This is a genomic window from Nonomuraea sp. NPDC050478, assembly GCF_044458265.1.
GTDB classification, from domain to species: domain Bacteria; phylum Actinomycetota; class Actinomycetes; order Streptosporangiales; family Streptosporangiaceae; genus Nonomuraea; species Nonomuraea ferruginea.
The window spans coordinates 647,074-670,665 of the sequence record NZ_JBITHT010000002.1; the positions used below are offsets into that span (position 1 = coordinate 647,074).

A 23,592-nucleotide genomic window follows, 5' to 3' on the forward strand; every position below is an offset into this window, starting at 1 on the left:
CTTAGGGGTGCCTAACCTACACTCTGCTCCCCGCGCGGCGTCAGCGCGATGCGAAATGTCACTCTCGCCCCTCTGCCCCTGTCCCGGCAGCCGATTCACCCCCCGTGCGCGACCTTCAGGCGGCGGCCTCGTCCTCCGCCGCCAGCTCCTCCAGACCGGCCACGGCCGCCAGGAACATCGCCATGTGCCGGAACGCCAGCCGCGCCTCCGGCAGCACGTCCGCCAGGATCGGGAACACGTGCGGCATGCGCGGCCACTCCTCGTAGGTCACCGGCACGCCGCCGTCCCTGGCCCGCTCGGCGACGCGGCGGGCCTCGTCCCTGAGCACCTCGGTCGACCCGGTGACGATCATCAGCGGCGGCAGCCCGGTGAAGTCGCCGAGCACCGGGGAGACCAGCGGGTCGCGCGGGTCCAGCCCGTCGGTCCAGCGGCGGGCCAGCCAGCGCACCCGCCCGGCCGGCAGCATCGGGTCCTGCCAGCGGTTCGCGCGCCGGGGGAAGTCGGTCAGGTCGGCCCAGGGCGACAGGCACAGGGCCGCCGACGGCAGCGGCAGGCCGCGGTCACGCAGCGCCAGCAGCGTCGCCAGGGTCAGGTGCCCGCCCGCGGAGTCGCCCGCGATGATCATGTCTTCCGGCTCGTACCCGCGCCCCAGCAGGCAGTCGTAGGCTTCGAGGGAGTCGCTCAGCGAGTCGGCCAGCTTGTGCACCGGACCCTGGCGGTAGTCCAGCGCCAGCACCGGGCGGCCCGCCACCGCCGACAGGCGCCAGGTGATCGGCCGGTGCGTGCGGGGTGAGCACGAGAAGTAGCCGCCGCCGTGCAGATACAGCACCACCTTGTGCTCGTCCAGCGTGTCACGCCCGCGTACCCACTCGCCGCCGCACGCGGAGAACGCGGCGGGAACCAGCGAGACGTGGTCGGGCGTCGCCGCGGGGAGCAGCCTGACCAGCTCTCCCAGCTGGGACGCGGCGGTCAGCGCCAGGGCGTGGCGCAGGAACAGATGGGAGGCCGGCTTGAGGGTGTGACGCATGAGGCCGGTGAGAGCGCGGGCCTGCCAGCTCAGTGGATACTCGGGAGCGACATCCCTGTCCAGGTGCATTTCGGGCCTCCGGCATGTTGATTCCCCGCCAGAACATCGCTCTACCCGTCGGTAAGTATCTCATCGCTTTTCCCGGACATTTCGGCAATGCTGCCTGCTAGAGGGTTATGCCCGCCGACGCCGGGGCGCCATCTATCCCGTTGCCAACCGCTGACCGCCGGTTGGATAATTCCAGGCCTTCCATCCGACCGGCCCGTGCGCGCGCACGGTCCCGGGCACGCGCCGTCACCGTGCCCTCACCCTCCGGAGGTGCCAAACCATACCCCTCTACCTGCGGCTCGCCCGGTACGGCTTCCGCAAGCACGCCACCTACGTCTGGGCCGCGCTCGCCGGCGCCTTCACCAACACCGTGTTCGGCATCCTGCGCGCCTACATCCTCATCGCCCTCTGGCAGGCCAGGCCCGGCCTGGCCGGCTACGACGTCGCCCAGGCCGTCACCTTCTGCTTCGTCACCCAGGCCTTCATCGGGCCGATGCAGCTGTTCGGCGGCGGCCTCGCCATCCCCCAGCGCATCCGCAGCGGCGACATCGCGCTCGACCTGGTCCGTCCCGCCCCGCTCCAGCTCTGGACACTGGCCGAGGACCTCGGCCGCGCCGGCTACCTCCTGCTCGTCCGGGGCATCCCGCCGATGCTCGTCGGCGCCGCCCTGTTCGGCATCGTCGTGCCCGACGGACCGGGCCGCTGGGCGGGGCTGCTCGCCGGTCTGCTCCTCGGCGTCGTCACCAGCTTCGGCTGGCGCTACCTGGTGGCGCTGTCGGCCTGCTGGCTCGCCGACGACCGGGGCGTCAACGTCGCCTCCACCGTGCTCACCACCTTCCTCAGCGGCCTGGTCCTGCCCCTGACGATCTTCCCCGGCTGGCTCGGCGACATCGCCAGGGTGCTGCCCTGGGCCGCCATGGCGCAGGCCCCCGCCGACCTCTACCTCGGCACCGCCCCCGTCCTCGACACCCTCGCCTTCCAGGCGTTCTGGGCCGCCGCGCTGCTCGCCCTGGGCGCGCTCGGCACCCGCGCCATCCGCCACAAGGTGGTGATCCAGGGTGGTTAGGACCTACCTGCTCCTCGCCTGGACCTGGACCCGCGCCGCCGCCGCCTACCCCGCCTCCTTCGCGCTGCTCCTGGTGCTCGGCTGCGCCACCGCCGCGCTCGACCTCGCCGCCATCCTGATCGTCTTCGCCAACACCACCTCGCTCGGCGGGTTCACCCGCGAGGAGGTCCTCTTCCTGTACGGGACCGCCGGGATCGCCTTCACCCTCACCGACCTGCTGTTCAGCAACCTCGACCGGGTCAGCGCGCACATCAGGGACGGCACGCTCGACACGTTCCTGATCCGGCCCGTGAACGCCTGGATCCAGATCGCCACAGACCGGTTCGTGCCCGCCAGGATCGGCCGCGTCCTGCAGGCCGCCGCCGCCCTCGGCTACGCCCTCGCCGCGCTCGACCTGGACCCGCGGCGGCTCTGGATGGTGCCCGTCATGATCCTCTCCGGCGTGGTGATCTTCACCTCGCTCTGGACGCTGGCCGCAGCTCTCCAGTTCGCGCTGGTCGACGCGCCGGAGGTGAGCAGCGCCTTCACCTACGGCAGCGCGCAGCTCGCCCAGTACCCGTTCAGCGTCTACGGCCGCGAACTCGTCCGCGGCGTCACGTACGTGCTCCCGCTGGCCTTCATCAACTGGCAGCCGGGCCTGTACGCGCTGGGCCGCGACGACCCGTTCGGCACGCCCGGCTTCATGCGCTTCCTCGGGCCCGTCGCGGCCCTCGTCCTCGCCCTGCTGGCCGCGCTCGCCTGGCGCCAGGGGCTGCGCCGTTACCGATCGACAGGGAGTTGACCATGACCATGATCGAGCTGAACCAGGCGGGCCGCACCTTCAAGGTGAAGCGGCGGACCGTGCACGCCGTACGCGATCTGACCTTCACCGTCGCGCCCGGGGAGTTCGTCGGCTACCTCGGCCCGAACGGCGCCGGCAAGTCCACCACGATCAAGATGCTGTGCGGCATCCTGACGCCCAGCTCCGGCACCGTGCGGGTGGCGGGGCTCGACCCGTCGCGCCGGCGCACCACGCTGGCCCGGCACATCGGCGTGGTCTTCGGCCAGCGCACCACGCTCTGGTGGGACCTGCCGCTCAAGGACAGTTTCGAGCTGATCCGGCTCCTTTACATAGTAGATCGAAAAGTGTTCGCGGAACGGCTGGCGGAGCTGACGGCGACGCTGGACCTCGGCCCGTTCATGAGCACGCCGGTGCGCCAGCTCAGCCTCGGCCAGCGGATGCGCGGCGACCTGGCCGCGGCGCTGCTGCACACGCCGGAGGTGCTCGTGCTCGACGAGCCCACGATCGGGCTCGACGTGGTGAGCAAGGCCGGCATCCGCGAGTTCCTGGCCAGGATCAACGCCGAGCGCGGCACGACCGTGCTGCTGACCACCCACGACCTGGGCGACATCGAGCGGCTGTGCCGCCGCGTGATGCTGATCGACCACGGCCGGCTGGCCTTCGACGGGACGCTGGACGACCTGATGGCGAGCGCTCCCGGCCTCTCCTCCATCGAGGAGGTGGTCACCCACCTCTACACCGCCGGGCGCTAGTAGTAGCTGCCCTCCCGGGTCTGCTCCTCGTAGTCGTCGTCGTCCTCGTCGTAGCGGCGCGCCCAGCGCGAGGGCATCAGCACGGGGATGAACAGCGCGACGCCCAGCAGTGCGAGCACGCCGCCGCGGAGCAGGATGTGGGCGCCGGAGACGATCTCCCTGACGATGCCGTTCACCGCCGGGCCGTCGGGCAGCAGGGTCAGCGCCCGGTTCGCGTCCAGTGCGTACACCACGGTCCAGGCCAGCAGGACCATCGACGGGATGAAGGTGGCGACCGGTGACACCCGGCCCGCCACCACGAGCCCCACGACGAGGCCGACGGCGGCCATGGAGCCCAGCGCGATCCAGAGCGACGGGCCGACCGGCGGTGCGGCCTGGACGTCCGCCATCGTCTGCCGCACCGCCCAGCCGCCACCTCCCAGCACGGCCGCGGTCACCACAAGCCCGAGGAGCAAACCACCTAAGTGCCGCAACGTTCTCACCTCATGTCGACGTGGTCGGCACGACCCTAGCGAACAAACGCCGCGAATCACCCGGTCATCATGCGGCTTCCCGCTTGAGCTTTCGCACGTCTTCTGCCCGTGGCACCATGAGCACACTCATGCGAGCGCACCTGCCTTTCCGGCTCATCCGGACGGCGGCCTTCGCCGCCGTCTGTGTGCTCCTCGCGGCCCTGGCCCACTGGCTGAGCGGCGGATCGCGGCCCCCGCCGTGGACCCTGCCGGCCGGGGGCGGCGCGGTGTTCGGGCTCGCCGCCGCGCTGGGCGGCAGGGAGCGCTCACCGGCCCAGGTCGGCTGGCTGCTGGTCGCGGCCCAGCTCGGGCTGCACGAGCTGTTCGGCGGCGACGGCACGGGCTACGTCGCCGCCCACATCCACGGGCAGGGGCTGGGCGAGGCGCTCGGCATGCTGGTGGCCCACCTGACGGCCACGCTCCTCACCGGCTGGTGGCTGTCGCGCGGCGAGGCCGCGCTCTGGGCGCTGCTGCGCCGCCTGGCCCGCCGCCTCCTGCTCCCCCGGCCCGTCCCCGCGCGTCCCGCCGCCCGGCCGCCCGTGCCCGTCGTACGGGTGCGCGACGTGCCGCCGGACCCGGCGGTCCGCCACAGCGTCACCAGGCGAGGTCCTCCACTTCCCGCCTGACCTGCTGACACCTCTCATCCCCTATGCCCACCAAGTGGAGTTATCGCCATGTCCTTCTTCAGACGTGCGGCGACCGTGCTCGCCGCCACCACCGCTCTCACCGCCGCGCTCGCCCTGCCCGCGCTGGCGCACGTCACGATCAACCCCGGCACCGCCGTGGCGGGCGGGTTCACCAAGGTCGCCTTCCGGGTGCCGAACGAGCGCGACGGCGCCAGGACGACCAAGATCGAGGTGACCTTCCCCACCGATCATCCGCTGGCGTTCGTCTCCGTCAGGCCGGTGCCCGGCTGGACCGTCAAGGTCACCGAGGGCAAGCTGCCCAAGCCCGTCACCACCGAGCACGGTGAGCTCACCGAGGCCGTCACCACGATCGCCTGGTCGGGAGGTGAGATCGGCCAGGGCGAGTTCCAGGAGTTCGAGGTGTCGATGGGACGGCTGCCGACCGGGGTCGACCAGCTGGTGTTCCCGACCAAGCAGACGTACTCCAGCGGCGAGGTCGTCTCCTGGGCCGACGCCCCGGCGGCCGACGGGTCCGAGCCCGAGCACCCGGCGCCCGTGCTCAAACTGACTCCGCCCGCCGAAGCCTCCCCCACGGCACACGCCTCCCCGGCTGCCGGCCCCACCGCGGCGCCGGCCGCGTCCGGTGCGGCCCCCGCCTCCTCGGACGGGACGGCCCGCCTGCTGGCCGGCGCCGGCCTCGCCGTCGGCGTCGCCGGCGTGGTGATCGCCGCCCTGGCCCTCCGCCGCCGCCCTTCCTGATCACCACCTTCGCCCCGTACGCGACCCGTACGGGGCGAAGCCCTTACCCCCGCACCGGCCCCATGTGGGTCAGGACGTGACGTCCTTGCCGGTGAAGTGGGCCCAGGCGATCGAGAGGGACATCACGATGTAGGCGCCGAACGTCAGCAGGCCCTCCGTCAGCGCCCCGGTGTCGATCGGGCTGCGCAGGACCGCGTCGAAGCCGGTGAACCTGGTCGGCAGCAGGTAGGGCGCGATCGCTTCGAGCGCGGGGATGGCCCGCAGCACCTGGCAGGCGATGATCAGCACGACGGTGCCCGCGATCGCCCCGATGGGCACCTCGGTGAACGCCGAGATGGCCAGCGCCACCGCCGCGACCGCCGACAGGGCGAAGCCGACGTAGCCGACGGTGAGCGCGATGCGCAGCAGCCCGTCGGTCATGGTGACGGTGGTGCCCGACAGCAGGACCACGTCACCGGCGGGGAACAGCACGAGCCCGGTCACCAGCGCCGACAGCGCCACGACCGCGGTGACCGCGTACGCGTACACGACCGCGTTCAGGTACTTGACGGCCAGCAGCCGGGTGCGCCCGGCGGGCGCGGCGAGCAGGTAGCGCAGCGTGCCGCCGCCAGCCTCGCCGGCGAGCGCGTCGCCGGCCACCACGCTGACCGCGATCGGCATCATCAGCAGCACCAGGGCCGAGAGCGCGAGGAACGTCAGCATGAGGCTGTTGCCGGCCACGGCGGCGATCATGCCGCCGACCTGGTCGTCCCCGGCGAACAGCCGCAGGGACACGCCCATGATCACGGGCACCGTCGCGAGCGCGGCCAGCATGGCCAGGTTGCGCGGCCGGTGGAAGGTGAGGCTCAGCTCGGAGACGAGCAGCCGCCAGAACGCGCCCGCGCGGCGCCCGGCCTGCGGCGCCAGCGGCGCGGGCGGGGCGGAGGGCTCCTCCGGGCGGCGTTCGACGGTGCTCAGGGTCTCGGTCACGGGCACCAGCCCGGGGGTGCGACGGGTGCGGGTGCCCGTGTCAGCCGTCGACATCGAATCCCTCTCCTGTCAGTCCGACGAACACGTCCTCCAGGCTCGGCCGCACGACGGCGAGCCCCCGTACGGCCACGCCCTCGCCGACGAGGGCGGCGTTGACCCGCTCGGGAGCGTGACCCCCCAACTCGGCGGTCACGGCGCCGGCGGCGGAGCGCACGTCGGCCAGCCCGAGCGCCGCGAGCACGCGCGCCGCGTCGGCCGCGTCGGGCGTCTCGACGCTGACGCGGGTGGCCAGGCCGCCGCTCAGCGAGGCGATCGTGCCGTCCGCGACGAGGCGGCCGGTGCGCATGATGGCGGCGTGCGTGCACATCTGCTCGACCTCGGCCAGCAGGTGGGAGGAGACGAACACGGTGGTGCCGCCGGCGGCGATCTCCTTGACCAGTGCCCGCACCTCGCGGGTGCCCTGCGGGTCGAGCCCGTTGGTGGGCTCGTCCAGGATGAGCAGCTCGCGCGGCCCGAGCAGGGCGGCCGCGATGGCGAGCCGCTGGCGCATGCCGAGCGAGTAGTTGCGGTAGCGCTTGCCCGCCGCGGCGGTGAGGCCGACGCGTTCCAGCGCCTCGCCGACGCGCCGCCGGACGGTCGCCCCGGAGGCGGTGGGGTCGGCGGCGTCGAACCGGCGCAGGTTGGCCTCGCCCGTCAGGTAGGGGTAGAAGGCCGGTCCCTCGACCAGCGCGCCCACCCGGGGCAGGGCCAGCGCGAGCGGCAGGCCGAGCAGGGAGCAGCTGCCGCCGGTGGGCGTGATCAGGCCGAGCAGCATCCGGATCGTGGTGGTCTTGCCCGAGCCGTTCGGCCCCAGGAAGCCGTAGACGGAGCCGCGCGGCACGGTCAGGTCGAGCGCGTCGACGGCCGTCTGGCCGCCGCGGAAGCGCTTGGTCAGCCCGGACGTCACGATGGCGGCGCCGGGGTCGGAGGGCGGGGCCGCCCCGGTGGGCGCCCCCGCTTCCTGCGCGACGGTCGTCACCTGACGCCCGCCGCCTTCATGATCTCCTCCGGGGTGACCGCGCCGACCAGCAGGCGGCCGTCGTCGGTCAGCAGCACGGTGACGAGCTTCGTCCTGATCATCTTGCCGGAGCCCCAGGTGCCGCTCACCGGGGTGGCCGTCTTCAGCACGTTGTCGAAGAGCGCCCGCGCGTCGGCGCCCTCGCCGCCGGGAGCGCCGGGAGCACCGTCCGCGTCGCCCTGCGGCATCGCGGCGTCGGCGGGCAGCACCGCAACCGCGGTCCAGCCCTCGCCGCGCACCTTCAGGTCCCCGGCGGTGCGCCTGGCCTCCTCGGCGTGCTCCTGTCGCGCGTCGGACGGCCCGAACGTCTTCTCCTCCACCTTGGCCCCGGCCGGCGGGGTGAAGGCGAAGTTCTCCTCGGCGGGCGGGGTGAAGGTCAGCTGGGTGAACCCGACCTGGAAGGCCGGCTCGGCCGAGCCCTTGGCGAACACCTGGACCCGCAGCGGCACGTAGTGCTCGCCGTCGATGGCCAGGCGCACCTCCTGGACCAGGGACGCGGGGTCCTTCGGGGTGAGCGTGAGCTGGTAGGCCGGGCGGCCCGCGACCTCGGCGGTGTTGCTCACCGAGATCGTGGTCGACTCGTCCACCTGCTCCAGGAGCCGCTGCGCCGCCTGGTCGGGCGTCATGACGGTCGGGGCGGCCGTGGGCAGGCCTTCCCGGGGGTGCTCGCCCTGCAGCTTGACCCTGGTGGCGGTGTTGCTGTCGCTGTCCCAGTACCACACCTGGTCGCCGTTGACGATCACGTTGGTCTCGTTGAACTGGGTGGGCAGCGCCAGCCGCATCTTGTCCTCGTCGCCGTACCAGAGCTTCACCTCGTGGGAGCCGGACAGCAGCGACAGCGGCGAGCCGTCGCCCGTGTCGGGCAGCGCCGGCAGGCCGAGCGAGGCCGTCTGCTGGACGGTGCCGGACATGGGGGGCATGCCCTCGCTCTTCTCCGCCGCCGCGGCGGCGTCGGCCAGCAGCTGCTGGGCCGACCGTTCGGGAAGCACGGGGTCGCCGCTCACCGCGGCGATCACCGGCCCGGCGCCTATCGCCGCGCCGATCACGGCCGCCGCCGCGATCGGCACTCCCCACCTCACGTACGTGCCTCTACGCATGTCACTCCTCAACGGTATGTCGATACACGCAGCCTGCGTGATGCATCCTTAGGCGAACCTGAGACGGGCTGAGATCCCTCTCAGCGTTCTCAGCGGGCTCTCAGCGCACGGACGGGAGAATCGGCACATGCGGGTACTGGTCGTCGAGGACGAACGCCGGATGGCGGCCGCGCTCCAGCGCGGGCTGCAGGCGGAGGGGTTCGCCGTCGATCTCGCCCACGACGGCGAGCAGGGGCTCCACGAGGCGAGACACGGCGACTACGACGTGGTCGTGCTCGACATCATGCTGCCCAGGCTGTCCGGCTACAACGTGTGCAAGCAGTTGCGCGCGGAGGAAAACTGGGTGCCGATCCTCATGCTGTCGGCCAAGGACGGCGAGTACGACATGGCCGACGGCCTCGACCTGGGCGCCGACGACTACCTGACCAAGCCGTTCTCGTACGTGGTGCTGGTGGCCAGGCTGCGGGCGCTGCTGCGGCGCGACTCCGGGCGGCGGCCGGCCGTGCTGGCCGCCGGCGACCTGTCGCTGGACCCGGCGCGGCGGCGGGTGCGGCGCGGCGAACGCGACGTCGAGCTGACGCCGCGCGAGTTCGCGCTGCTGGAGTACCTGCTGCGCAGGCGCGACGAGGTGGTGTCCAAGTCGGAGATCCTGGAGCACGTCTGGGACACCTTCGACACCGACCCGAACGTGGTCGAGGTGTACGTGGGCTACCTGCGGCGCAAGATCGACGCCCCGTTCGGCAGGAACGCGCTGCAGACCGTGCGCGGCGCGGGCTACCGGCTGGCCGGCGACGGTGGCTGAGTTCCCGGCCGCGCGCCCGTCGGCCTGGTGGCGGCGGCAGGGGTTGCGGTTCCGGCTGACGGTGGTGGCCGTCGCCGTGCTGGCGGTGGCGCTGGCGGTGTCGGCGTCGGTGCTGCTCTCGGTGCTGGACCGGACACTCCTGGCCACCGTGGACGAGTCGGTCAGCCGGCAGGCGCACACCGTGCGGGTGCAGGCCGACGCCGGCACGCTGACCACCCCGATCACCACCCACGACGGCACGATCGTGCAGGTCATCGGCGCGGACGGGCGGATCACGCACGTCACCTACGGCGCCGACCGGCTGGTGCCGCTGCTGGACGCGCGGGGCCGGGCGCGGGCGCTGGAGGACGGGCGGGCCACGTTCGTCGACGGTCATCCGTACGCGATCCCGGCGCAGCTGCGGGTGGTGGTGCTGAGCGCCGACCGCGGGCAGACGGTGATCGCGGCCCGGTCGGTGTCGGAGATCCAGACGAGCGTCCGCACGGCCGGGCGGGTGCTGCTGGTGGGCACGCCGCTGCTGGTGGTGCTGCTCGCGGGCGCCAGCTGGATGATCGTCGGGCGTACGCTGCGGCCCATCACGGCGCTGCGCAGGGGCGCGGCCGAGATCACGCACACCGCCCGGTCGCGCCGCCTGCCGGTGCCGGAGTCGCGCGACGAGGTGCACTCGCTGGCCACCACGCTCAACGACATGCTGGCGCGGTTGGAGGAGGCCGAGAAGCGGCAGCGGGCGCTGGTCTCCGACGCGGCGCACGAGCTGCGCAGCCCGCTCGCCAGCATCCGGCTGCAGCTGGAGGTGGCGCTCGGGCACCCGCAGGGGCAGGACTGGCCGGAGACGGCCGAGGGCGTGCTGGAGGACACCCTGCGGCTGTCGCGGCTGGCCGAGGACCTGCTGGCGCTGGCCAGGCTGGACGAGCGCGGCGGCGTCCCGGCCCGGCGCGAGCCCGTCGACCTGGACGAGGTCGTGCGGCAGACGGCCGAGCGGTACGCCGAGGTGAGGCTGGCCGCCTGCGACCCGGTGGAGGTGCGCGGCGACGCCATGGACCTCAGCCGGGTGCTGACCAACCTGATCGACAACGCGGTGCGGCACACCGCGTCGAAGGTCGAGGTCGCGCTGACCGCCGACGGGATCCTCACCGTCACCGACGACGGGCCGGGCATCCCGGAGGAGGACAGGGAGCGGGTGTTCAACCGGTTCACCCGGCTCGACACCGGGCGCAGCCGGGACGAGGGCGGTGCGGGGCTGGGGCTGGCCATCGTCCGGGAGACGGTGCGCGCGCACGGCGGCACCGTCCACCTGGAGGACGCCTCCCCCGGCCTCCGCGCCGTCGTCTCCCTCCCCCCGTCCCTCTGAACGGGACGTCCGTCACCGGGGCGTTCACCAGGAGCGCGTCGGCACGACTGCACGCCGACCGGTGTGACGGTGGAGCCTGACGGCGCCTGCCACGTGTCCACGGGGGCACACGGGCCGGCGACGGCGAGGTGCTGAGAATCCGACCGCGCTAGGCGGTCGTGCCCCTCTCGGCGGTCGCCAGGAAGTCCTGGGCGATCAGCGGGAGGCGGCGGCGCGTGTGCACGACGGCGATCACGCGTCTGACGGCGGGCTCCAGCGAGCGGACCACGAGGCCCGCCCTGGCGGCCTGTTCGGCCATCCCGCGGTACCACAGCAGCGACGCCTTCCCGGCGCGCACCGCGTTCAGCCAGCCGTTGCGTTCGTCGGTTTCGAGCACCACGACGGGGCTCACCGAGAACTTGCCGAACATCGCGTCGAGCTCCCTGCGGCGGACGCTGCCGCGCGCGGGCAGGGCCAGGCGCATGCCGTGGAGTCTGCCCATGGGAACGGGGTTGGGGAGTTCGAGCCCGGGCGGGGAGATCAGCACGATCTCCTGGCGCTCGAGCGGGTGGGTGATCAGGTCGCCGGGGACGGGCAGATCGGTCAGGCCGAGGTCGGCCCGCTGGTCCCGGATGGCGCTGACGACGGCCTCGCGGCCCTCGCAGCGGACGATGTGCACGCGGACGCCGGGGTGCTCGGAGGCGTAGGCGGGCAACAGCCGCCCCGCCAGACCGGGCTCCAGGCTGGGGGTGGAGGCGATGCGGAGCTCCGCTTCGCCGGCGCCGCCGTGGTTGGCGAGGCCTTCGATCTCGCGGACGGCGTCGAGCGCCTCCCGAGCCAGCTTCACCACGCGGCGACCTTGCGAGGTCACCACTACCCCCCGCCCCGAACGCGCGAAGAGCGTCATTCCGAGCTCTCGTTCCAGATCGCGGATCGCACGCGAAAGCGCAGGTTGTGCGATATAGAGCGACCTTGCCGCGTCAGTCATGGTGCGGTGCTCCGCAGTCGCGACCACATAGCGGAGCTGCTGGAGGTTCATGGCAAAGAACGCTAGGACAACGGCAGGTCCGTGGTCCGGAACATGACTGAGATCACCTCGAATGATTTCGGACCGTAACCGAGTACCGCTACATCCGTGACGGGTGGGAAATCAGTATGCTTCTGCCCCATATTCGGCAAAGGCACGATGTGTGACAGGAGAGGTCGCGCATCTCGGACAACCGAGTAAAGGGGCGACACGGTGACAGGGAACGGGCAATATCCTCCCGCGCCACAGGGGCCAGGACAGCCCCAGAGGCCGCCCTCGCTACCATGGCCGCCGCCTGGCCACCGCCAGCCACAGCCGCAGGGCAACCAATACCCCGGTCAAGGCGTTCCCAATCCTGGCGGACCCCATCCGGGTCAGGGACCGTACCCCGGAGGGGGCGCACCGCCGCCGGGGCAAGGCCCCTACCCGGGCCAGCCACCACCCGGCCAGGGGCCGTACCCGGGCCAGGGACCTTATCCAGACCAGGGGCCGTATCCCGGACAGGGGCCGTATCCCGGACAGGGGCCGTATCCCGGACAGGGCGCACCCCCGGGCGCGGGGCCCTATCCCGGCCAGGGGCCCTATCCGGGCCAGGGCACTCCACCCGGCCAAGGGCCGTACCCGGGCCAGGGCCCGCCGCACGGGCAGGGGGCGTACCCCGGGCAGGGGGGCGGCTATCCGCCGGGCGGCGGGTACCCGGGCGGTCCTCCGCCCCCGCAGGGGCCCTGGCCGGGCGGGCAGCCGTCCTTCCCGCCGCACGGGCAGTGGCACCACCGGCCGCGCCGCAAGTCCGGCATGGGCGTGGTCGGCGTGCTCGGGCTGGTGTGCGGGACGATCGCGGGACTGTTCGTGCTGGTGATCGTCGGGGCGGCGTTCCTGGGTTCGTCGTCCGGTTCGGACACGACGACGCCGATCGCGCAGCCGACGTACTCCCCGTACGACGAGCCGACGCGGTCGAGGGGTGAGCCGACGAGCAGCCCGACCCGGGACGACGTGCCCACCGAGCGTCCGACCCAGCGGCCCACGCAGGACGACGAGCCGGACGACGACCCGCCGAGGCAGGTGACGCTCGACCGCAGCCTGAAGAACAACACCGTCTACCGGGCCGGCGTGCTGCCCAGGCTCACCTGCCGGGCGGGCAACGTGAGCATCTTCAGCCACAGCCAGCTCAAGTCGCTGATCCTCAAGACCGGCAAGTGCATGGACCAGGCATGGGGCCCGATCCTGCAGAAGCAGGGCATCCCGTTCAGCCCGCCGAGGTACGCCATCGCGGCCAGGAGCGGCAGGGGCGCCTGCGGCGACTACCCCCAGCGGGGCAGCATCGTGCCGTACTACTGCCCGCGCAACAACACGATCTACGCCTCCACCTCGGCCATGGCCAGGGGGAACGGCAACTCGCGCGGCTACGGCCAGATCATCAGCTGGCACGGCGGCATCATCAGCATGATGGCCCACGAGTACGGGCACCACGTGCAGAACCTGACCGGGCTGCTGGACTCCTGGTGGGGTCAGACGCTGGAGACCTCGAACCAGAACGGCAAGCTGGCGCTGAGCCGACGGCTGGAGCTCCAGGCAACCTGCTTCGGCGGGATGTGGATGCGGTCGGTCGCGGCCTCGTACCCGGTGAGCACGAGCAGCCGGCAGCGGTTGTTCTGGTTCTACGGCCAGGTGGGCGACCATCCCGGATACCCGCGTGACCACGGGTCGACGGCGAACAACCACCGGTGGTTCCGGCAGGGCTGGGAGAAGAACAAGGCCTACCAGTGCAACACGTGGGCCGCGCCGTCTTCGACCACCTCCTGATGGTTACTTGAGGTTCATCTCATGTTGGGCACATGTCTTTGATGTCCATATATGGCGACTAGAATCCTGGCAATCTTGTGCCATCGGGGGGCAAACCCAGCGGGTTATGCCTGGTAGGCGTGCGAAGGAGCCGGTGTGAGCAAACGCGATGGGGTGGACGCCGTGCCCGGAGGCCGGAAACGGCGCCCCCCTCGCCGACCCCGGCCCGCGCCGGGCAATCCCGCCGACCCCGCGCCCGACCCGGCCGCCCCCCATCCGGACCCGTCCGGCGCCGTCGACCCCAGGGCCGCCGAACCGCGAGCCGGCGAGCCGCGGAGCGGGCGGACCCGCAGGACCCGGCGCTCCGGCGACCCTGCGTCAGGCACCCCACGCCCCCGCAGGGACCCCGCGGACGCGCCGGGCCAAACTCCGGACGCCCGCGAAACCCCACACCCCGGCGCCCCCACCCGAGGCGAAACCTCCGCCCGACACGAATCCTCCGGCAGAGGCGACCACCTGGCAGGAGGAGCCTCCGGCAGAGGCGACCGTTCGGTACGGGGAACCTCCGGCAGAGGCGACCACCCGGCAGGGGGAACCACCGGCGACCACGGCTCCGCCGGGAGAGGAAGCTCCGGCGGAACCGGCCGCCCCCGCGAAGAGGCGGCCGGGAGAGGCGCGGGCTCCGCCCCGGGCCTGAGCGGCAGAAGCGCGGGCGAAGGCCCCGTCACAGGCGGCTCTGGCCATGGCAGCGTCGGCAGGGGCGTCCACCCCAGCGCCGACTCAGCCAGGGTCTCTGGCGAGGGCGGCTCCGGCTTCAGCGGCGGCGCCGCTTCCGGCGCCGGCACAGGCAGAGGCTCCGGCAGGAGCGCCGGTGCCGACAGCGGCGGCCCCGGCGGCGGCCCTGGCGCCGGAGACGGTTCCGGCAGGGGCCCCAGCGGCGGCTCCAGCAGAGGCTCAGGTGCAGGCTCCGGCATGGGTGCCGGAGCCGGTGCCGGCGGCGACTCCGGTACTGGAGGCGGCTCCGGCAGGAGCGCCGGTGCCAGTAGCGGCAGAGGCTCTGGTGCCGGAGGCAGTTCGGGCAGAGGCTCTGGCGCCGGAGGCGGCTCCAGCAGGAGCGGCGGCTCTGGTGCCGGGAGCGGCTCCGGCAGGGGCACCGGTGCCGGTAGCGGCAGAGGCCCCAGCGCCGGAGGTGGTTCCGGCAGCGGCCCAGGTGCCGCCGGCGGCTCCGGAAGGGACCCAGGTGCCGGCGGCGGCTCTGGCAGAGGCTCAGGTGCGGGAAGGGGCTCTGGCAGAGGCTCAGGGCCCAGTGGCGGCTCGGGCAGAGGTTCAGGGGCTGGAGGCGGTTCCGGCAGGAGCGGTGGCTCTGGCGCCGGGGGTGGCTCGGGGCCAGGTCGTGGCGATGACGGGCGGGCACGTTCGGGCGGCAACCGGAGTGGGGGGATCGCGGGGAGGCTTGCCGGGATCGGTGGGGGGAGCGCGGCGCCGCGGTTCGCGAAGCCGCTCACGCCGGCGTCCATCCTGGGCTGGACCCTGCTGTCGATCTTCGTTCCGGGCGCCGCGCACCTGCGGGCCGGGCACCGGCGCACCGGTCTGGTCCTCGTCGGCGTCTTCGTCGCCGTGCTGCTCGGCCTGCTGGCGTTCGTGCTGGCCAACCTGGACAACGCGGGGATCGTCACGCGCGACAGCGTGATGATGACCGTCGTGGTCCTGGCCTCCGTGGGCGCGCTGAGCTGGTTCGCGCTAGCGGTCTCCTCGTACGTCGCACTCGGCCCGAACCGGCTCACCCAGCAGGGCCAGATCATCTCCGGCGTCGCGGTGGGCCTGCTGTGTGTGGTGGTGATGGCCCCGTTCGCGCTGTCGGCCACGTCGGTCTACGCGGTGTGGGACGCGAAGAAGCACGTCTTCAAGAGCGCGGAGGACAACCCGGACGTCGCGCCGATCAAGGAGGAGGACCCGTGGAACGGCAAGGACCGGGTCAACTTCCTGCTGGTCGGCGGTGACGCCGCGGGCAACCGCACCGGCGTGCGCACCGACAGCATGAACGTGGCCAGCGTGCACATCCCGACGGGCGCCACGGTGCTGTTCAGCCTGCCGCGCAACCTGCAGCACGTGCGCTTCCCGCCGTCGTCGCCGCTGCGCAGGCACTTCCCGAACGGCTTCATGGCGGAGCTGCCCAACGGCGGCCTGCTGAACGAGGTGTGGCAGTACGCCAACGACCATCCGGAGCAGGCGGGCGGCAAGAACCGGGGCCCGCGCGCGCTGATGGACGCGATCAGCTACACGCTCAACCTCGACATCGACTACTACGTGCTGATGAACATGTACGGGTTCGCCGACCTGGTGGACGCCATCGGCGGGCTGACCATCCACGTGGAGCAGGACGTCAAGTGGGGCGGCCTGTACGGGACCGCGGGCACGATCAGGGCGGGCACCCGGCGGCTGTCGGGCGAGGAGGCCCTCTGGTACGGCCGGTCCCGGGTGGGCAGCGACGACTTCTCCCGGATGAGCCGCCAGCGCTGCGTCATCGGCGCGTTCGCGCAGCAGGCGACGCCGCAGAAGATCCTGGCGAACTTCAACAGCATCGCCACGGCGACCAAACGGCTGGCCGAGACGAACATCCCCGAGGAACTCCTGGAACCGCTGCTGGACCTGGCGCTCAAGGTCAAGGACGCGAAGATGAGCAGCCTGCAGTTCGTGCCGCCGAAGTACTGGCCGGGCAGCCCCGACTGGGTCAAGATCCGGCGGGCGTCGGCCAAGGCGGTCCAGGACTCGCTCAAGCCGCGTCGCGCCAAGGCCGCCACGCAGGCCGCGCCGACGGCGTCGGCTTCCCCGTCGGTCTCGCGTACGCAGGTGCGTGCGGCCCAGCCGACCGAGACGCCGACCCGCAACTCGCAGAAGGCGAACGACAGCGCCGAGTCGCTCGACGAGCTGTGCGGCTGACGCCCTGACCACGACCTCGCCCCGCCTCCTGCCGGTCGGCAGGAGGCGGGGCGAGATACGGGGGTCAGCTGCGGCCGAGGGCGCGCAGCTGGTCGATGCTCAGCGCGGAGACGTTCTGGTCGACGGGCGCGTCGGAGTACTGGTGGATGGTCCAGGACTTCCAGTCGGCCGGCGTGGCGACCGTGCCCTTGGCCTTGTCGTAGTGGGCGACCCACAGCGGGTACTCGCCCAGGCCCTTGCCGTACTGGTCGGCGAAGGCGTAGCCGCTGTAGAACAGCGGGGTGACGCCGGTCTTGGCCTTGACCCGCTCCAGGAACGTCTTGGCCCACTTGTTCACGTGCTCGACCGACTTGCCGTCGCTGGTCTCCAGGTCGAGGGCGAGCAGGTCGCCCTTCTCGGCGGGCTGGCTGTTCACCACGGACAGGAAGAAGTCGGCCTCGGCGACGGGGTCGTTCTTCGGGTGCCCGAAGTGGTAGGCGCCGCGCACGACCTCGTGCTTGTCGAGTTCCTTCCAGTGGCGGGCGAAGGTCTTGTCCTTGAAGTCCAGGCCCTCGGTGGCCTTGACGATGCCGAAGTCGGCGCCGCTGGCACCCCAGTCGTGGGTGGGCTGGTAGTTGGAGACGTCCTGGCCGTACGGGAGCTCGGCGGCCTGGGCGGGGGCGGTGAAGGCGGGAGCCGCCACGGTGGTGGCGACGGCCAGGGCCGCGGTGGCGCCGAACTTGCGCAGGGTACGGGTGATCGTCATGGTGTTCCTCCAGAGTCGCGCACAATTAGTGATCATTCGTACACATAGAGCTACGTGAGCACCTCTGCGGGACACGCTGCGGAGCGAGGTGCGCTGGGAGTGGAGCGGCCGCTGTCAGATTGATGGGCGCTCAGATGTTGGTTACAACGGCGCGGCTTTCCCAGGCATTCCAAAACCGCAGGTAAAGCCTCACGTGGCCGGGCAAACAGGGGCTTACGCGAGTGCCCGCCGGGGCAACAGCAGGAACGCGCCGAGGTAAAGCACGCCGGCGACGACGAGCAGCCCTTGATAGCCGATGACCAGCGCCAGGTACTCCAGGCAGCCGCCGACCATGGCGCCGAGCAGGTTGGCGCCGAAGGAGGTGGTGGCGTCGGCGGTGTCGGCGAACCGCTTGGCGAACACCACGTTCGCGGCGAAGATCGGCAGGAAGGCGACGATGACGGCGGCCACCGCGCGCACCGGCACGGGCAGCGACAGCAGCCACGCGTTCGGCACCAGCCAGGCCAGCAGCAGTCCGGCGAAGAGCACCCCGTACATGACGGGCAGCGGCGGGGTGCGGAAGCGGCGGGTCACCTCGACGGCGGCGAGCACGGCGACGAGCACCCCGGCGAACACGATGGCGTTGACCACCCAGGTGGTGCCGAACAGCAGCGCGAACCCGGTCACGCTCTTGGTCTCCAGCAGCAGGAACGCCACCCCGAGCAGGAACAGGTCGGCGTACGGGCGCATCCTGCGGTACGGGCCGGCCACGACGCGGACGGCGAGCAGGCTGACCGCGAGGATCAGGCCGAGCGTGACGAGGTAGAGCGACGGGATCGTGCGGTCCTTCAGGTAGAGGAAGGGCCGGTCGTCGTCGGCGGGCGGCGGGGTGCCGGCGGCCGCGCCCGCCCAGGGGGCGCCGCAGCGCTGCGCCTCGGGGGTCGCCCCGGCGGTGATGACGGCCTGCTGGCCGGTGGTGCTGACCACGTCCACGCAGGGCGCGTGGCCGAAGGCGCGCTGGGCGGTGGCGGCGAGCCGGTCCACCAGCCAGCTCTCGCGGTAGTAGTTGTACATGGAGAACGCGCCGCCGGGCTTGAGGCGCTCACGGGCGGCCCGCATGGCCTCCTCGGTGAACAGGTAGCTCTCCAGCCGCAGCGAGCTGGCCCCCGACACGAGTGTGAGCGAGTCGGGCAGCGCGAACAGGATCAGGTCGTACGAGCGATCGGTCTGTTCCAGGAAGGCGCGGCCGTCGGTGACGTGCGTGGTCACGCGGGAATCGTCGTACGGCTTGTCCGGGTGGGTGGAGCCGCCGAGCTCGCGCAGCTTGGGGTCGATCTCGACGGCGTCGACGTGGCGGGCGCCCTTGGACAGCGCGATGGAGACGTCGGTGCCGCTGCCCGCACCGATGATGAGCACGTCGTCGGGCCTGGCGGCGGCCCGCTCGTAGGGCAGCCCGTACTGGGCCTCCCACTGGAGCCGGGCGTGGGCGGGCACGGCCTGCTGGTGGGGGATGCCGTTGACGGAGATGTCGGTCACCGGCACGCCGAGCTGCTCGAACTGGCGGTGGGTCACCTTGTAGTACGGCGACCAGAGCGCCCCGGCGGTGAGCGTCTCGGCCAGCAGCAGGCCGACCACGGCGAGCGAGGGGACGGCCACCAGCCCGATGTAGGCGGCGCGGGGCCGGGGCACCAGCAGCACGGCGTACGCGGCGGCGGCGAGGATGCCCCAGAAGACGGGCGGCGCGCTGAGGAACGACAGCCCGGTGAACACCGCGATGCCGGTCAGGCTGCCGATGAGGTCGTAGCGGTAGGCCTCCAGCCGGGGCAGCTCGGGGAAGCAGCGCCCGACCAGCTCGGCGGGGCCCATGAGGACGAGCGCGGCGGCGCAGAAGACGATGGGCAGGCTGATCCAGGCGGGCGGCCCGACCGTGGACAGGCTCGTCCAGTAGAGCACCCCGTCGGTGTCGCGGTCGACCGTCACCGGGAACGCCAGCACCACCATGACCAGCCCGAACAGCACGACCGGCGAGTAGTAGGGCTGGGCGGTGGTGCGGCCGACGCGCAGGAACCCGAGCCCGATGCCCAGGAACGAGCCGAGCAGCACGAAGTTGGTGAAGTAGCTCAGGTGCACGATGTTGGAGCCGGTCCAGCGGATCAGCGCCAGCTCCAGGAAGAGCATGAACGCGCTGGCGAGGATCAGCCGGGGCCGCACCGCCAGCCAGTGTCCGCCCGTGCCACCGCTTTCGACCGGCTTGCGCGCCTGGAGCGTCATGGTGACTCAACCTAGTCAACAGATCGCCCGCACGGAAGCCTCACGATTACGCCAGGATGTCGTCCCATTCGTCGCATTTTGCGGCGTTTCCGCAGGTCACAGGCTTGGCAAAACCCTGGACGGCGACAGCTCGATGACGCACGGTAAGGGAGTCGCTCCATCCATACACGCTCGGTGGTGATCATGCGGGTCCTCATCCAACTCCGCCCCTCCCCTGACCTCGTCGCGGCCGTGGCCGACCCCGGCCGCGCCGTGACCACGGCCGACGTCGCGGACGGCCTGCCCGGTGTCGAGCTCGACACCGGGTTCGCGCCCGTGGCGCTGCCGCGCCCGGTGCCCGCCACGGGCGGCGATCCGCTCTCGCTCAACCAGCCGCTGCGGTTCTCGATGGCCGCCGCGGACGCCTCCGTGCTGGTCCGCGGCACGATCTCCGACGACGAGGTGGCCACCAGGGTCTCGCTGCTGCCCGGGCTGCGTCCCGACGTGGTGGGGGTGTTCTCCGACCCGGTCATCGAGACCTGCCCGACGTGTGGCGGCGACCCGCCGGCCGGCACCTGGCGTGACGTGGAGCGGCTGCTGGACGGGCCCCGGATGCGCGCCGAGGGCCTCGACGGGTCCGACGTGCACGTGGCCGTGGTCGACACCGGCGTCAACCTGGACCACCTGAGCGGCAAGCTGGGGCGCGACGTGCGCCTCGACGCCGGGCGGAGCTGGCTGCCGCCGACCGTGCCGGGCACGCCCGGGGAGTTCCCTGTCGACCACGGCACGATGTGCGCCTTCGACGCGCTCATCGGCGCCCCGGCGGCGACCCTGCTCGACCTGCCGCTGCTGCGCTCCACCCGGCCGGGCGGCTCGGTCATGGACGGGCTGCTGTCCGACGCGGTGGCCGCGTTCGCGCACCTGCGCGGCGTGCTCGACGCCCAGCCCGAGGAGTCGCGGGCACTGGTGGTCAACAACTCGTGGGGGTCGTTCTCCCCGGAGTGGGACTTCCCCGTGGGGCATCCGGGCAACTACTCCGACAACGGGGCGCACCCGTTCAACCTGATGGTGGCGAGCCTCGACCAGGCGGGCGCGGACATCCTGTTCGCGGCGGGCAACTGCGGACGCGACTGCCCCGACGGGCGCTGCGCCTTCCCCGAGCGGCCGATCACCGGCGCCAACTCCCATCCGCGGGTGCTCTCGATCGGCGGGGTGAACGTGCGCGGCGAGCGCGTCGGCTACTCCTCGCAGGGCCCGGGACGGCTGGCCGAGCGCAAGCCGGACGTGTGCGCGTACACGCACTTCGCCGGCTCCGGCGCGTACGGCGACGAACCCGACTCCGGCACGTCGGCGGCGGCCCCGGTGGCGGCCGGGCTGGTGGCGGCGGTGCGGACGCGCTGGCCCGCCTCGCGGCTGTCGCCGGCCCAGCTGCGCGCCCTGCTGCGCCGCACCGCCGAGGACCGCAGCACGGTGGGCTTCGACTACGACTACGGCTACGGCATCGTGGACCCGGCCGCGATCCTGGCCGCGCTGGGGCGGCGGGCCAGGAGCGCGGCCTGAGCCGTCGCTACGCGGCCTGGCGGTTGAACACGCGGGTGCCGACCGCCAGGCCGGCCACGGCGAACAGCGCCGTCACCACCACTCCGGCCAGCACCGTGCCCGTCAGGTAGTGGCCGGCGAACAGCTCGCGCAGCGCCTCCACCGCATATCTGAACGGGCTGACGTACGAGAGCGCGTCGAGCCAGCCGGGGGCCATCGACATCGGCAGGAACGACCCCGACAGCAGCGCCAGCGGGATCACCGCGGTGCTCATCACGGGCGCGAACAACTGCTCGTCCATGGTGAGCGCGATCGCGTACGAGAGCGCGGCCATGCTGGTGCCGAGCACCACGATCAGCGCGAGCCCGGCCAGCAGCCCCGCGGCGGGGGCGCGCAGCCCGAAGGCGTAGCCGATCGCGACCAGCAGCACGACCTGGACCACCAGCGTGACCACGTTGGTGAGCACGCGGCCGAGCAGCAGCGCCAGGCGGGAGGCCGGGGTGACCCGCATCCGCTCCAGCACGCCGGTGCGTCTCTCGAAGACCACGCCGAACCCTGCCATGCCCGTGCTCAGCAGGCTGAGCTGGATGATCAGCCCGGGCACCAGCACCTCCCAGGTGCCGAACGTGGCGAAGATGGGACCGAACAGCACGAGGAAAAAGAGCGGCTGGATGGCTCCGAAGATCATCCCGACCTTCTGGCGGAGCGTGATCCGCAGGTTGTGCCGGAAGAGCACCCAGGTGTCGCGGATCATCGGACGCCGGCCTCCTCACGCAGGCTCCTGCCGGTGATGTCCAGGAACGCCGCGTCGAGGGTACGCCCGGCCTTGAGCTCGGCCGGGGTGCCCGAGGCGGCGATCTCGCCGTGGTCGATGATCAGCAGCCGGTCGCAGAGGGCGTCGGCCTCGTCCAGATAGTGGGTGGTCAAGAAGATCGTCACTCCGTGGTCGTCGCGCAGCGCGCGGATGTGGTCCCACAGGTGGGCCCGGGTCTGCGGGTCGAGCCCGGTGGTGGGCTCGTCCAGGAACAGCAGCGCCGGCCGGTGCGGCAGCGCGAACGCGATGTCGGCGCGGCGCCGCTGCCCGCCGGAGAGCGCGCCGCCCGGCCTGTCCCGCACGCCGTCGAGGCCGAGCATGGCCAGCACCTCGGCGGCCCGGGCCCGCGCCTCGACACGGGAGAGCCCGTACAGCATGCCCTGCAGCTCCAGTTCGCCGCCGATCGGGACGGTCGGGTCCGTCCAGCCGGACTGGGACACGTAGCCGATACGGCGCCGCACCTCTCTCGGGCCGGCCAGCAGGTCCTGGCCGGCCACGGTCGCGGTGCCCGCGGTGGGCGGCAGCAGAGTGGTCAGCATGCGCATGGTCGTGGTCTTGCCCGCGCCGTTCGGGCCGAGGAAGCCGACGATCTCGCCGCTCCGCACGGACATGGTCACGTTCCTGACGGCTTCGACGCCGCCGGTGAAGGTCTTGCTCAGACCTGATGTCTCGATCACTTCATCGCCTCCAAATTTAGAGTAGACACAATTTTGGTGTCACTGCAATATTGGTACGATGAAGCATGGAAGAAGGGCTGCGGGAGCGGAAGAAGCGCGAGACCCGGGAGCGCATCGCGGACACGGCGATGGGGCTGTTCATGACGCGCGGGTTCGACAACGTGACCGTGGCCGAGGTGGCTCGGGCCGCCGACGTGTCGGTGAACACGGTGTTCAACTACTTCCGCACGAAAGAGGACCTGTTCGCCGACCGGCAGGAGTTCGTCGAGAGCCTGCCGGTGGAGGTGCTGCGCGCGCGGGAGAAGGGCGAGAGCGCGGTGCGGGCGTTCCGCCGCGACTTCGTGGCGGCGGTCGAGACCCGGGGGTGGCAGTACGGCCTGCAGGACGGGGCCGACGTGTTCGCCAAGATGGTGGGCGAGAGCCCGTCACTGCTGGCCCGGATGCGGGAGATCCATCAGCAACGCGAAGAGGCGCTCGCGGAGGCGCTGGCCGACGAGCTCGACGCGGACGCCGACGATCCGGCCCCGCGGCTGGTGGCCGCCCAGATCCTCACCACGACCCGGCTGCTGTCGGACTACGCCGTGCGGCGCTCGCTGGCCGGTGAGCCGTGGGAGACGATAGCGCCCGACCTCCGGGCGCAGGCCGAGGCGGCTTTCGGCCTGCTGGAGTCGGGCATCGGCGACTACTGCGTGCGGCGCTAGCTGACCGACGCCATGACGATGGCGAACACGATGAACACCCCGTAGATGAGGATGATCCCGCCCATGATGCAGGTGCTGACGATGCCGCAGATCCGGCCGGCCTGCACCATGCCGCGGTTCTCGTACACGTAACCGCTGGCGTCGATCTCCCGCAGCGCCTTGGTGCCCATGTTCCAGGCGAACGGCCCGAGGATCTGGCAGATGACCAGGCTGAGGATGCCCATCACCAGGATGGTCGTCCCGTTGGGGTGCGTCTGCGGTGGCGGGCCGTAGTAGCCGGGGCCGTAGTGGGGATAGGACATGGGTGACTTG

22 protein-coding genes are annotated in these 23,592 nt (G+C 72.1%); 11 read left to right on the top strand and 11 right to left on the bottom strand.

Annotated elements, in window-relative coordinates; all coding sequences use genetic code 11:
• Positions 1-115: 115 nt before the first annotated feature.
• A complete protein-coding gene (locus ACIBF7_RS10995; protein ID WP_219544604.1) occupies positions 116-1,096 on the bottom strand; it encodes an alpha/beta hydrolase in 981 nt (326 codons plus the stop codon).
• 349 nt (positions 1,097-1,445) lie between these two features.
• Between ACIBF7_RS10995 and ACIBF7_RS11000 the strand changes: the two genes are divergently transcribed.
• Genes ACIBF7_RS11000 through ACIBF7_RS11010 form a run of 3 tightly spaced genes read left to right on the top strand, consistent with a single transcriptional unit; the run spans position 1,446 to position 3,674 of the window.
• Positions 1,446-2,141 (top strand): ABC transporter permease, encoded by a 696-nt coding sequence (locus tag ACIBF7_RS11000; protein ID WP_397196992.1) that lies wholly within the window; start codon positions 1,446-1,448, stop codon positions 2,139-2,141.
• Positions 2,134-2,922: an ABC transporter permease gene (locus tag ACIBF7_RS11005; RefSeq protein ID WP_148032378.1), complete on the top strand. Its 789-nt coding sequence runs from the start codon at positions 2,134-2,136 to the stop codon at positions 2,920-2,922. The genes ACIBF7_RS11000 and ACIBF7_RS11005 overlap by 8 nt, the downstream gene beginning before the upstream one ends.
• A gap of 8 nt (positions 2,923-2,930) precedes the next feature.
• Entirely contained in the window at positions 2,931-3,674 is a 744-nt protein-coding gene (locus ACIBF7_RS11010) for an ATP-binding cassette domain-containing protein (protein WP_397197255.1), read from the top strand.
• Here ACIBF7_RS11010 and ACIBF7_RS11015 read toward each other — a convergent pair.
• On the bottom strand, positions 3,671-4,129 hold the full coding sequence (locus ACIBF7_RS11015; RefSeq protein ID WP_271279999.1) for a hypothetical protein: 459 nt from the start codon (positions 4,127-4,129) through the stop codon (positions 3,671-3,673). The two genes, ACIBF7_RS11010 and ACIBF7_RS11015, sit on opposite strands and share 4 nt — an antisense overlap.
• Before the next feature lie 146 nt (positions 4,130-4,275).
• On the opposite strand from ACIBF7_RS11015, the gene ACIBF7_RS11020 reads away from it, so the two are divergent.
• Positions 4,276-4,812 carry an MFS transporter gene (locus ACIBF7_RS11020; protein ID WP_148032379.1) on the top strand — a complete coding sequence of 179 codons (537 nt, stop codon included), beginning with the start codon at positions 4,276-4,278 and terminating at the stop codon, positions 4,810-4,812.
• Between the two features lie 48 nt (positions 4,813-4,860).
• A complete protein-coding gene (locus ACIBF7_RS11025; RefSeq protein WP_397196993.1) occupies positions 4,861-5,571 on the top strand; it encodes a YcnI family protein in 711 nt (236 codons plus the stop codon).
• 69 nt (positions 5,572-5,640) lie between these two features.
• Here ACIBF7_RS11025 and ACIBF7_RS11030 read toward each other — a convergent pair whose 3' ends face one another.
• The 3 genes from ACIBF7_RS11030 to ACIBF7_RS11040 are packed head-to-tail and all read right to left on the bottom strand — an operon-like array spanning position 5,641 to position 8,694.
• A complete protein-coding gene (locus tag ACIBF7_RS11030) occupies positions 5,641-6,594 on the bottom strand; it encodes an ABC transporter permease (protein ID WP_397196994.1) in 954 nt (317 codons plus the stop codon).
• Entirely contained in the window at positions 6,581-7,558 is a 978-nt protein-coding gene (locus ACIBF7_RS11035; protein ID WP_364227735.1) for an ABC transporter ATP-binding protein, read from the bottom strand. Before ACIBF7_RS11035 ends, ACIBF7_RS11030 begins: the two co-directional genes overlap by 14 nt.
• The gene (locus ACIBF7_RS11040) at positions 7,555-8,694 is read right to left on the bottom strand and encodes an outer membrane lipoprotein carrier protein LolA (protein WP_271277675.1); all 1,140 of its coding nucleotides are present in this window, start codon (positions 8,692-8,694) and stop codon (positions 7,555-7,557) included. Before ACIBF7_RS11040 ends, ACIBF7_RS11035 begins: the two co-directional genes overlap by 4 nt.
• 127 nt (positions 8,695-8,821) lie before the next feature.
• On the opposite strand from ACIBF7_RS11040, the gene ACIBF7_RS11045 reads away from it, so the two are divergent.
• Both ACIBF7_RS11045 and ACIBF7_RS11050 read left to right on the top strand, forming a co-directional pair.
• Positions 8,822-9,496: a response regulator transcription factor gene (locus ACIBF7_RS11045; RefSeq protein WP_148032384.1), complete on the top strand. Its 675-nt coding sequence runs from the start codon at positions 8,822-8,824 to the stop codon at positions 9,494-9,496.
• Complete coding sequence (locus tag ACIBF7_RS11050; RefSeq protein ID WP_148032385.1) at positions 9,489-10,847, top strand: cell wall metabolism sensor histidine kinase WalK; 1,359 nt, start codon at positions 9,489-9,491, stop codon at positions 10,845-10,847. Before ACIBF7_RS11045 ends, ACIBF7_RS11050 begins: the two co-directional genes overlap by 8 nt.
• Positions 10,848-10,995: 148 nt before the next feature.
• Here ACIBF7_RS11050 and ACIBF7_RS11055 read toward each other — a convergent pair whose 3' ends face one another.
• On the bottom strand, positions 10,996-11,865 hold the full coding sequence (locus ACIBF7_RS11055) for a LysR family transcriptional regulator (RefSeq protein ID WP_148032386.1): 870 nt from the start codon (positions 11,863-11,865) through the stop codon (positions 10,996-10,998).
• 783 nt (positions 11,866-12,648) lie between these two features.
• On the opposite strand from ACIBF7_RS11055, the gene ACIBF7_RS11060 reads away from it, so the two are divergent.
• Entirely contained in the window at positions 12,649-13,656 is a 1,008-nt protein-coding gene (locus ACIBF7_RS11060) for a neutral zinc metallopeptidase (protein WP_397196996.1), read from the top strand.
• A gap of 1,596 nt (positions 13,657-15,252) precedes the next feature.
• Entirely contained in the window at positions 15,253-16,575 is a 1,323-nt protein-coding gene (locus ACIBF7_RS11065) for an LCP family protein (RefSeq protein WP_397196997.1), read from the top strand.
• Positions 16,576-16,639: 64 nt separating this feature from the next.
• Here ACIBF7_RS11065 and ACIBF7_RS11070 read toward each other — a convergent pair whose 3' ends face one another.
• Together ACIBF7_RS11070 and ACIBF7_RS11075 are read right to left on the bottom strand one after the other, a co-directional pair.
• Positions 16,640-17,320 carry a glycoside hydrolase family 25 protein gene (locus ACIBF7_RS11070; protein ID WP_187281232.1) on the bottom strand — a complete coding sequence of 227 codons (681 nt, stop codon included), beginning with the start codon at positions 17,318-17,320 and terminating at the stop codon, positions 16,640-16,642.
• A 213-nt stretch (positions 17,321-17,533) separates the two neighbouring features.
• A complete protein-coding gene (locus ACIBF7_RS11075; protein ID WP_364227716.1) occupies positions 17,534-19,570 on the bottom strand; it encodes a spermidine synthase in 2,037 nt (678 codons plus the stop codon).
• A 183-nt stretch (positions 19,571-19,753) separates the two neighbouring features.
• Between ACIBF7_RS11075 and ACIBF7_RS11080 the strand changes: the two genes are divergently transcribed.
• A complete protein-coding gene (locus tag ACIBF7_RS11080) occupies positions 19,754-21,109 on the top strand; it encodes a S8 family serine peptidase (protein ID WP_364227713.1) in 1,356 nt (451 codons plus the stop codon).
• 7 nt (positions 21,110-21,116) lie between these two features.
• On the opposite strand, the gene ACIBF7_RS11085 is transcribed toward ACIBF7_RS11080, so the two are convergent.
• Both ACIBF7_RS11085 and ACIBF7_RS11090 read right to left on the bottom strand, forming a co-directional pair.
• Positions 21,117-21,842: an ABC transporter permease gene (locus ACIBF7_RS11085; RefSeq protein ID WP_397196998.1), complete on the bottom strand. Its 726-nt coding sequence runs from the start codon at positions 21,840-21,842 to the stop codon at positions 21,117-21,119.
• On the bottom strand, positions 21,839-22,579 hold the full coding sequence (locus ACIBF7_RS11090; protein ID WP_397196999.1) for an ABC transporter ATP-binding protein: 741 nt from the start codon (positions 22,577-22,579) through the stop codon (positions 21,839-21,841). The genes ACIBF7_RS11085 and ACIBF7_RS11090 overlap by 4 nt, the downstream gene beginning before the upstream one ends.
• Before the next feature lie 65 nt (positions 22,580-22,644).
• Here ACIBF7_RS11090 and ACIBF7_RS11095 point away from each other — a divergent pair, with 65 nt between their 5' ends.
• Positions 22,645-23,280, top strand: a complete 636-nt coding sequence (locus ACIBF7_RS11095) for a TetR/AcrR family transcriptional regulator (protein WP_397197000.1) — start codon at positions 22,645-22,647, stop codon at positions 23,278-23,280.
• Here the strand turns inward: ACIBF7_RS11095 and ACIBF7_RS11100 are convergent.
• A complete protein-coding gene (locus tag ACIBF7_RS11100) occupies positions 23,277-23,582 on the bottom strand; it encodes a DUF4190 domain-containing protein (RefSeq protein ID WP_148032393.1) in 306 nt (101 codons plus the stop codon). The genes ACIBF7_RS11095 and ACIBF7_RS11100 overlap by 4 nt on opposite strands.
• Positions 23,583-23,592: the final 10 nt, after the last annotated feature.

Coding starts and splice junctions, on each gene's coding strand:
- ACIBF7_RS11020 (WP_148032379.1), top strand. CDS start 4,276: ATGCGAGCGCACCTGCCTTTCCGGCTCATCCGGACGGCGGCCTTCGCC.
- ACIBF7_RS11100 (WP_148032393.1), bottom strand. CDS start 23,582: ATGTCCTATCCCCACTACGGCCCCGGCTACTACGGCCCGCCACCGCAG.
- ACIBF7_RS11095 (WP_397197000.1), top strand. CDS start 22,645: ATGGAAGAAGGGCTGCGGGAGCGGAAGAAGCGCGAGACCCGGGAGCGC.
- ACIBF7_RS11055 (WP_148032386.1), bottom strand. CDS start 11,865: ATGAACCTCCAGCAGCTCCGCTATGTGGTCGCGACTGCGGAGCACCGC.
- ACIBF7_RS11025 (WP_397196993.1), top strand. CDS start 4,861: ATGTCCTTCTTCAGACGTGCGGCGACCGTGCTCGCCGCCACCACCGCT.
- ACIBF7_RS11070 (WP_187281232.1), bottom strand. CDS start 17,320: ATGACGATCACCCGTACCCTGCGCAAGTTCGGCGCCACCGCGGCCCTG.
- ACIBF7_RS11030 (WP_397196994.1), bottom strand. CDS start 6,594: ATGTCGACGGCTGACACGGGCACCCGCACCCGTCGCACCCCCGGGCTG.
- ACIBF7_RS11060 (WP_397196996.1), top strand. CDS start 12,649: ATGGGCGTGGTCGGCGTGCTCGGGCTGGTGTGCGGGACGATCGCGGGA.
- ACIBF7_RS11075 (WP_364227716.1), bottom strand. CDS start 19,570: ATGACGCTCCAGGCGCGCAAGCCGGTCGAAAGCGGTGGCACGGGCGGA.
- ACIBF7_RS11085 (WP_397196998.1), bottom strand. CDS start 21,842: ATGATCCGCGACACCTGGGTGCTCTTCCGGCACAACCTGCGGATCACG.
- ACIBF7_RS11045 (WP_148032384.1), top strand. CDS start 8,822: ATGCGGGTACTGGTCGTCGAGGACGAACGCCGGATGGCGGCCGCGCTC.
- ACIBF7_RS10995 (WP_219544604.1), bottom strand. CDS start 1,096: ATGCACCTGGACAGGGATGTCGCTCCCGAGTATCCACTGAGCTGGCAG.
- ACIBF7_RS11080 (WP_364227713.1), top strand. CDS start 19,754: ATGCGGGTCCTCATCCAACTCCGCCCCTCCCCTGACCTCGTCGCGGCC.
- ACIBF7_RS11010 (WP_397197255.1), top strand. CDS start 2,931: ATGATCGAGCTGAACCAGGCGGGCCGCACCTTCAAGGTGAAGCGGCGG.
- ACIBF7_RS11040 (WP_271277675.1), bottom strand. CDS start 8,694: ATGCGTAGAGGCACGTACGTGAGGTGGGGAGTGCCGATCGCGGCGGCG.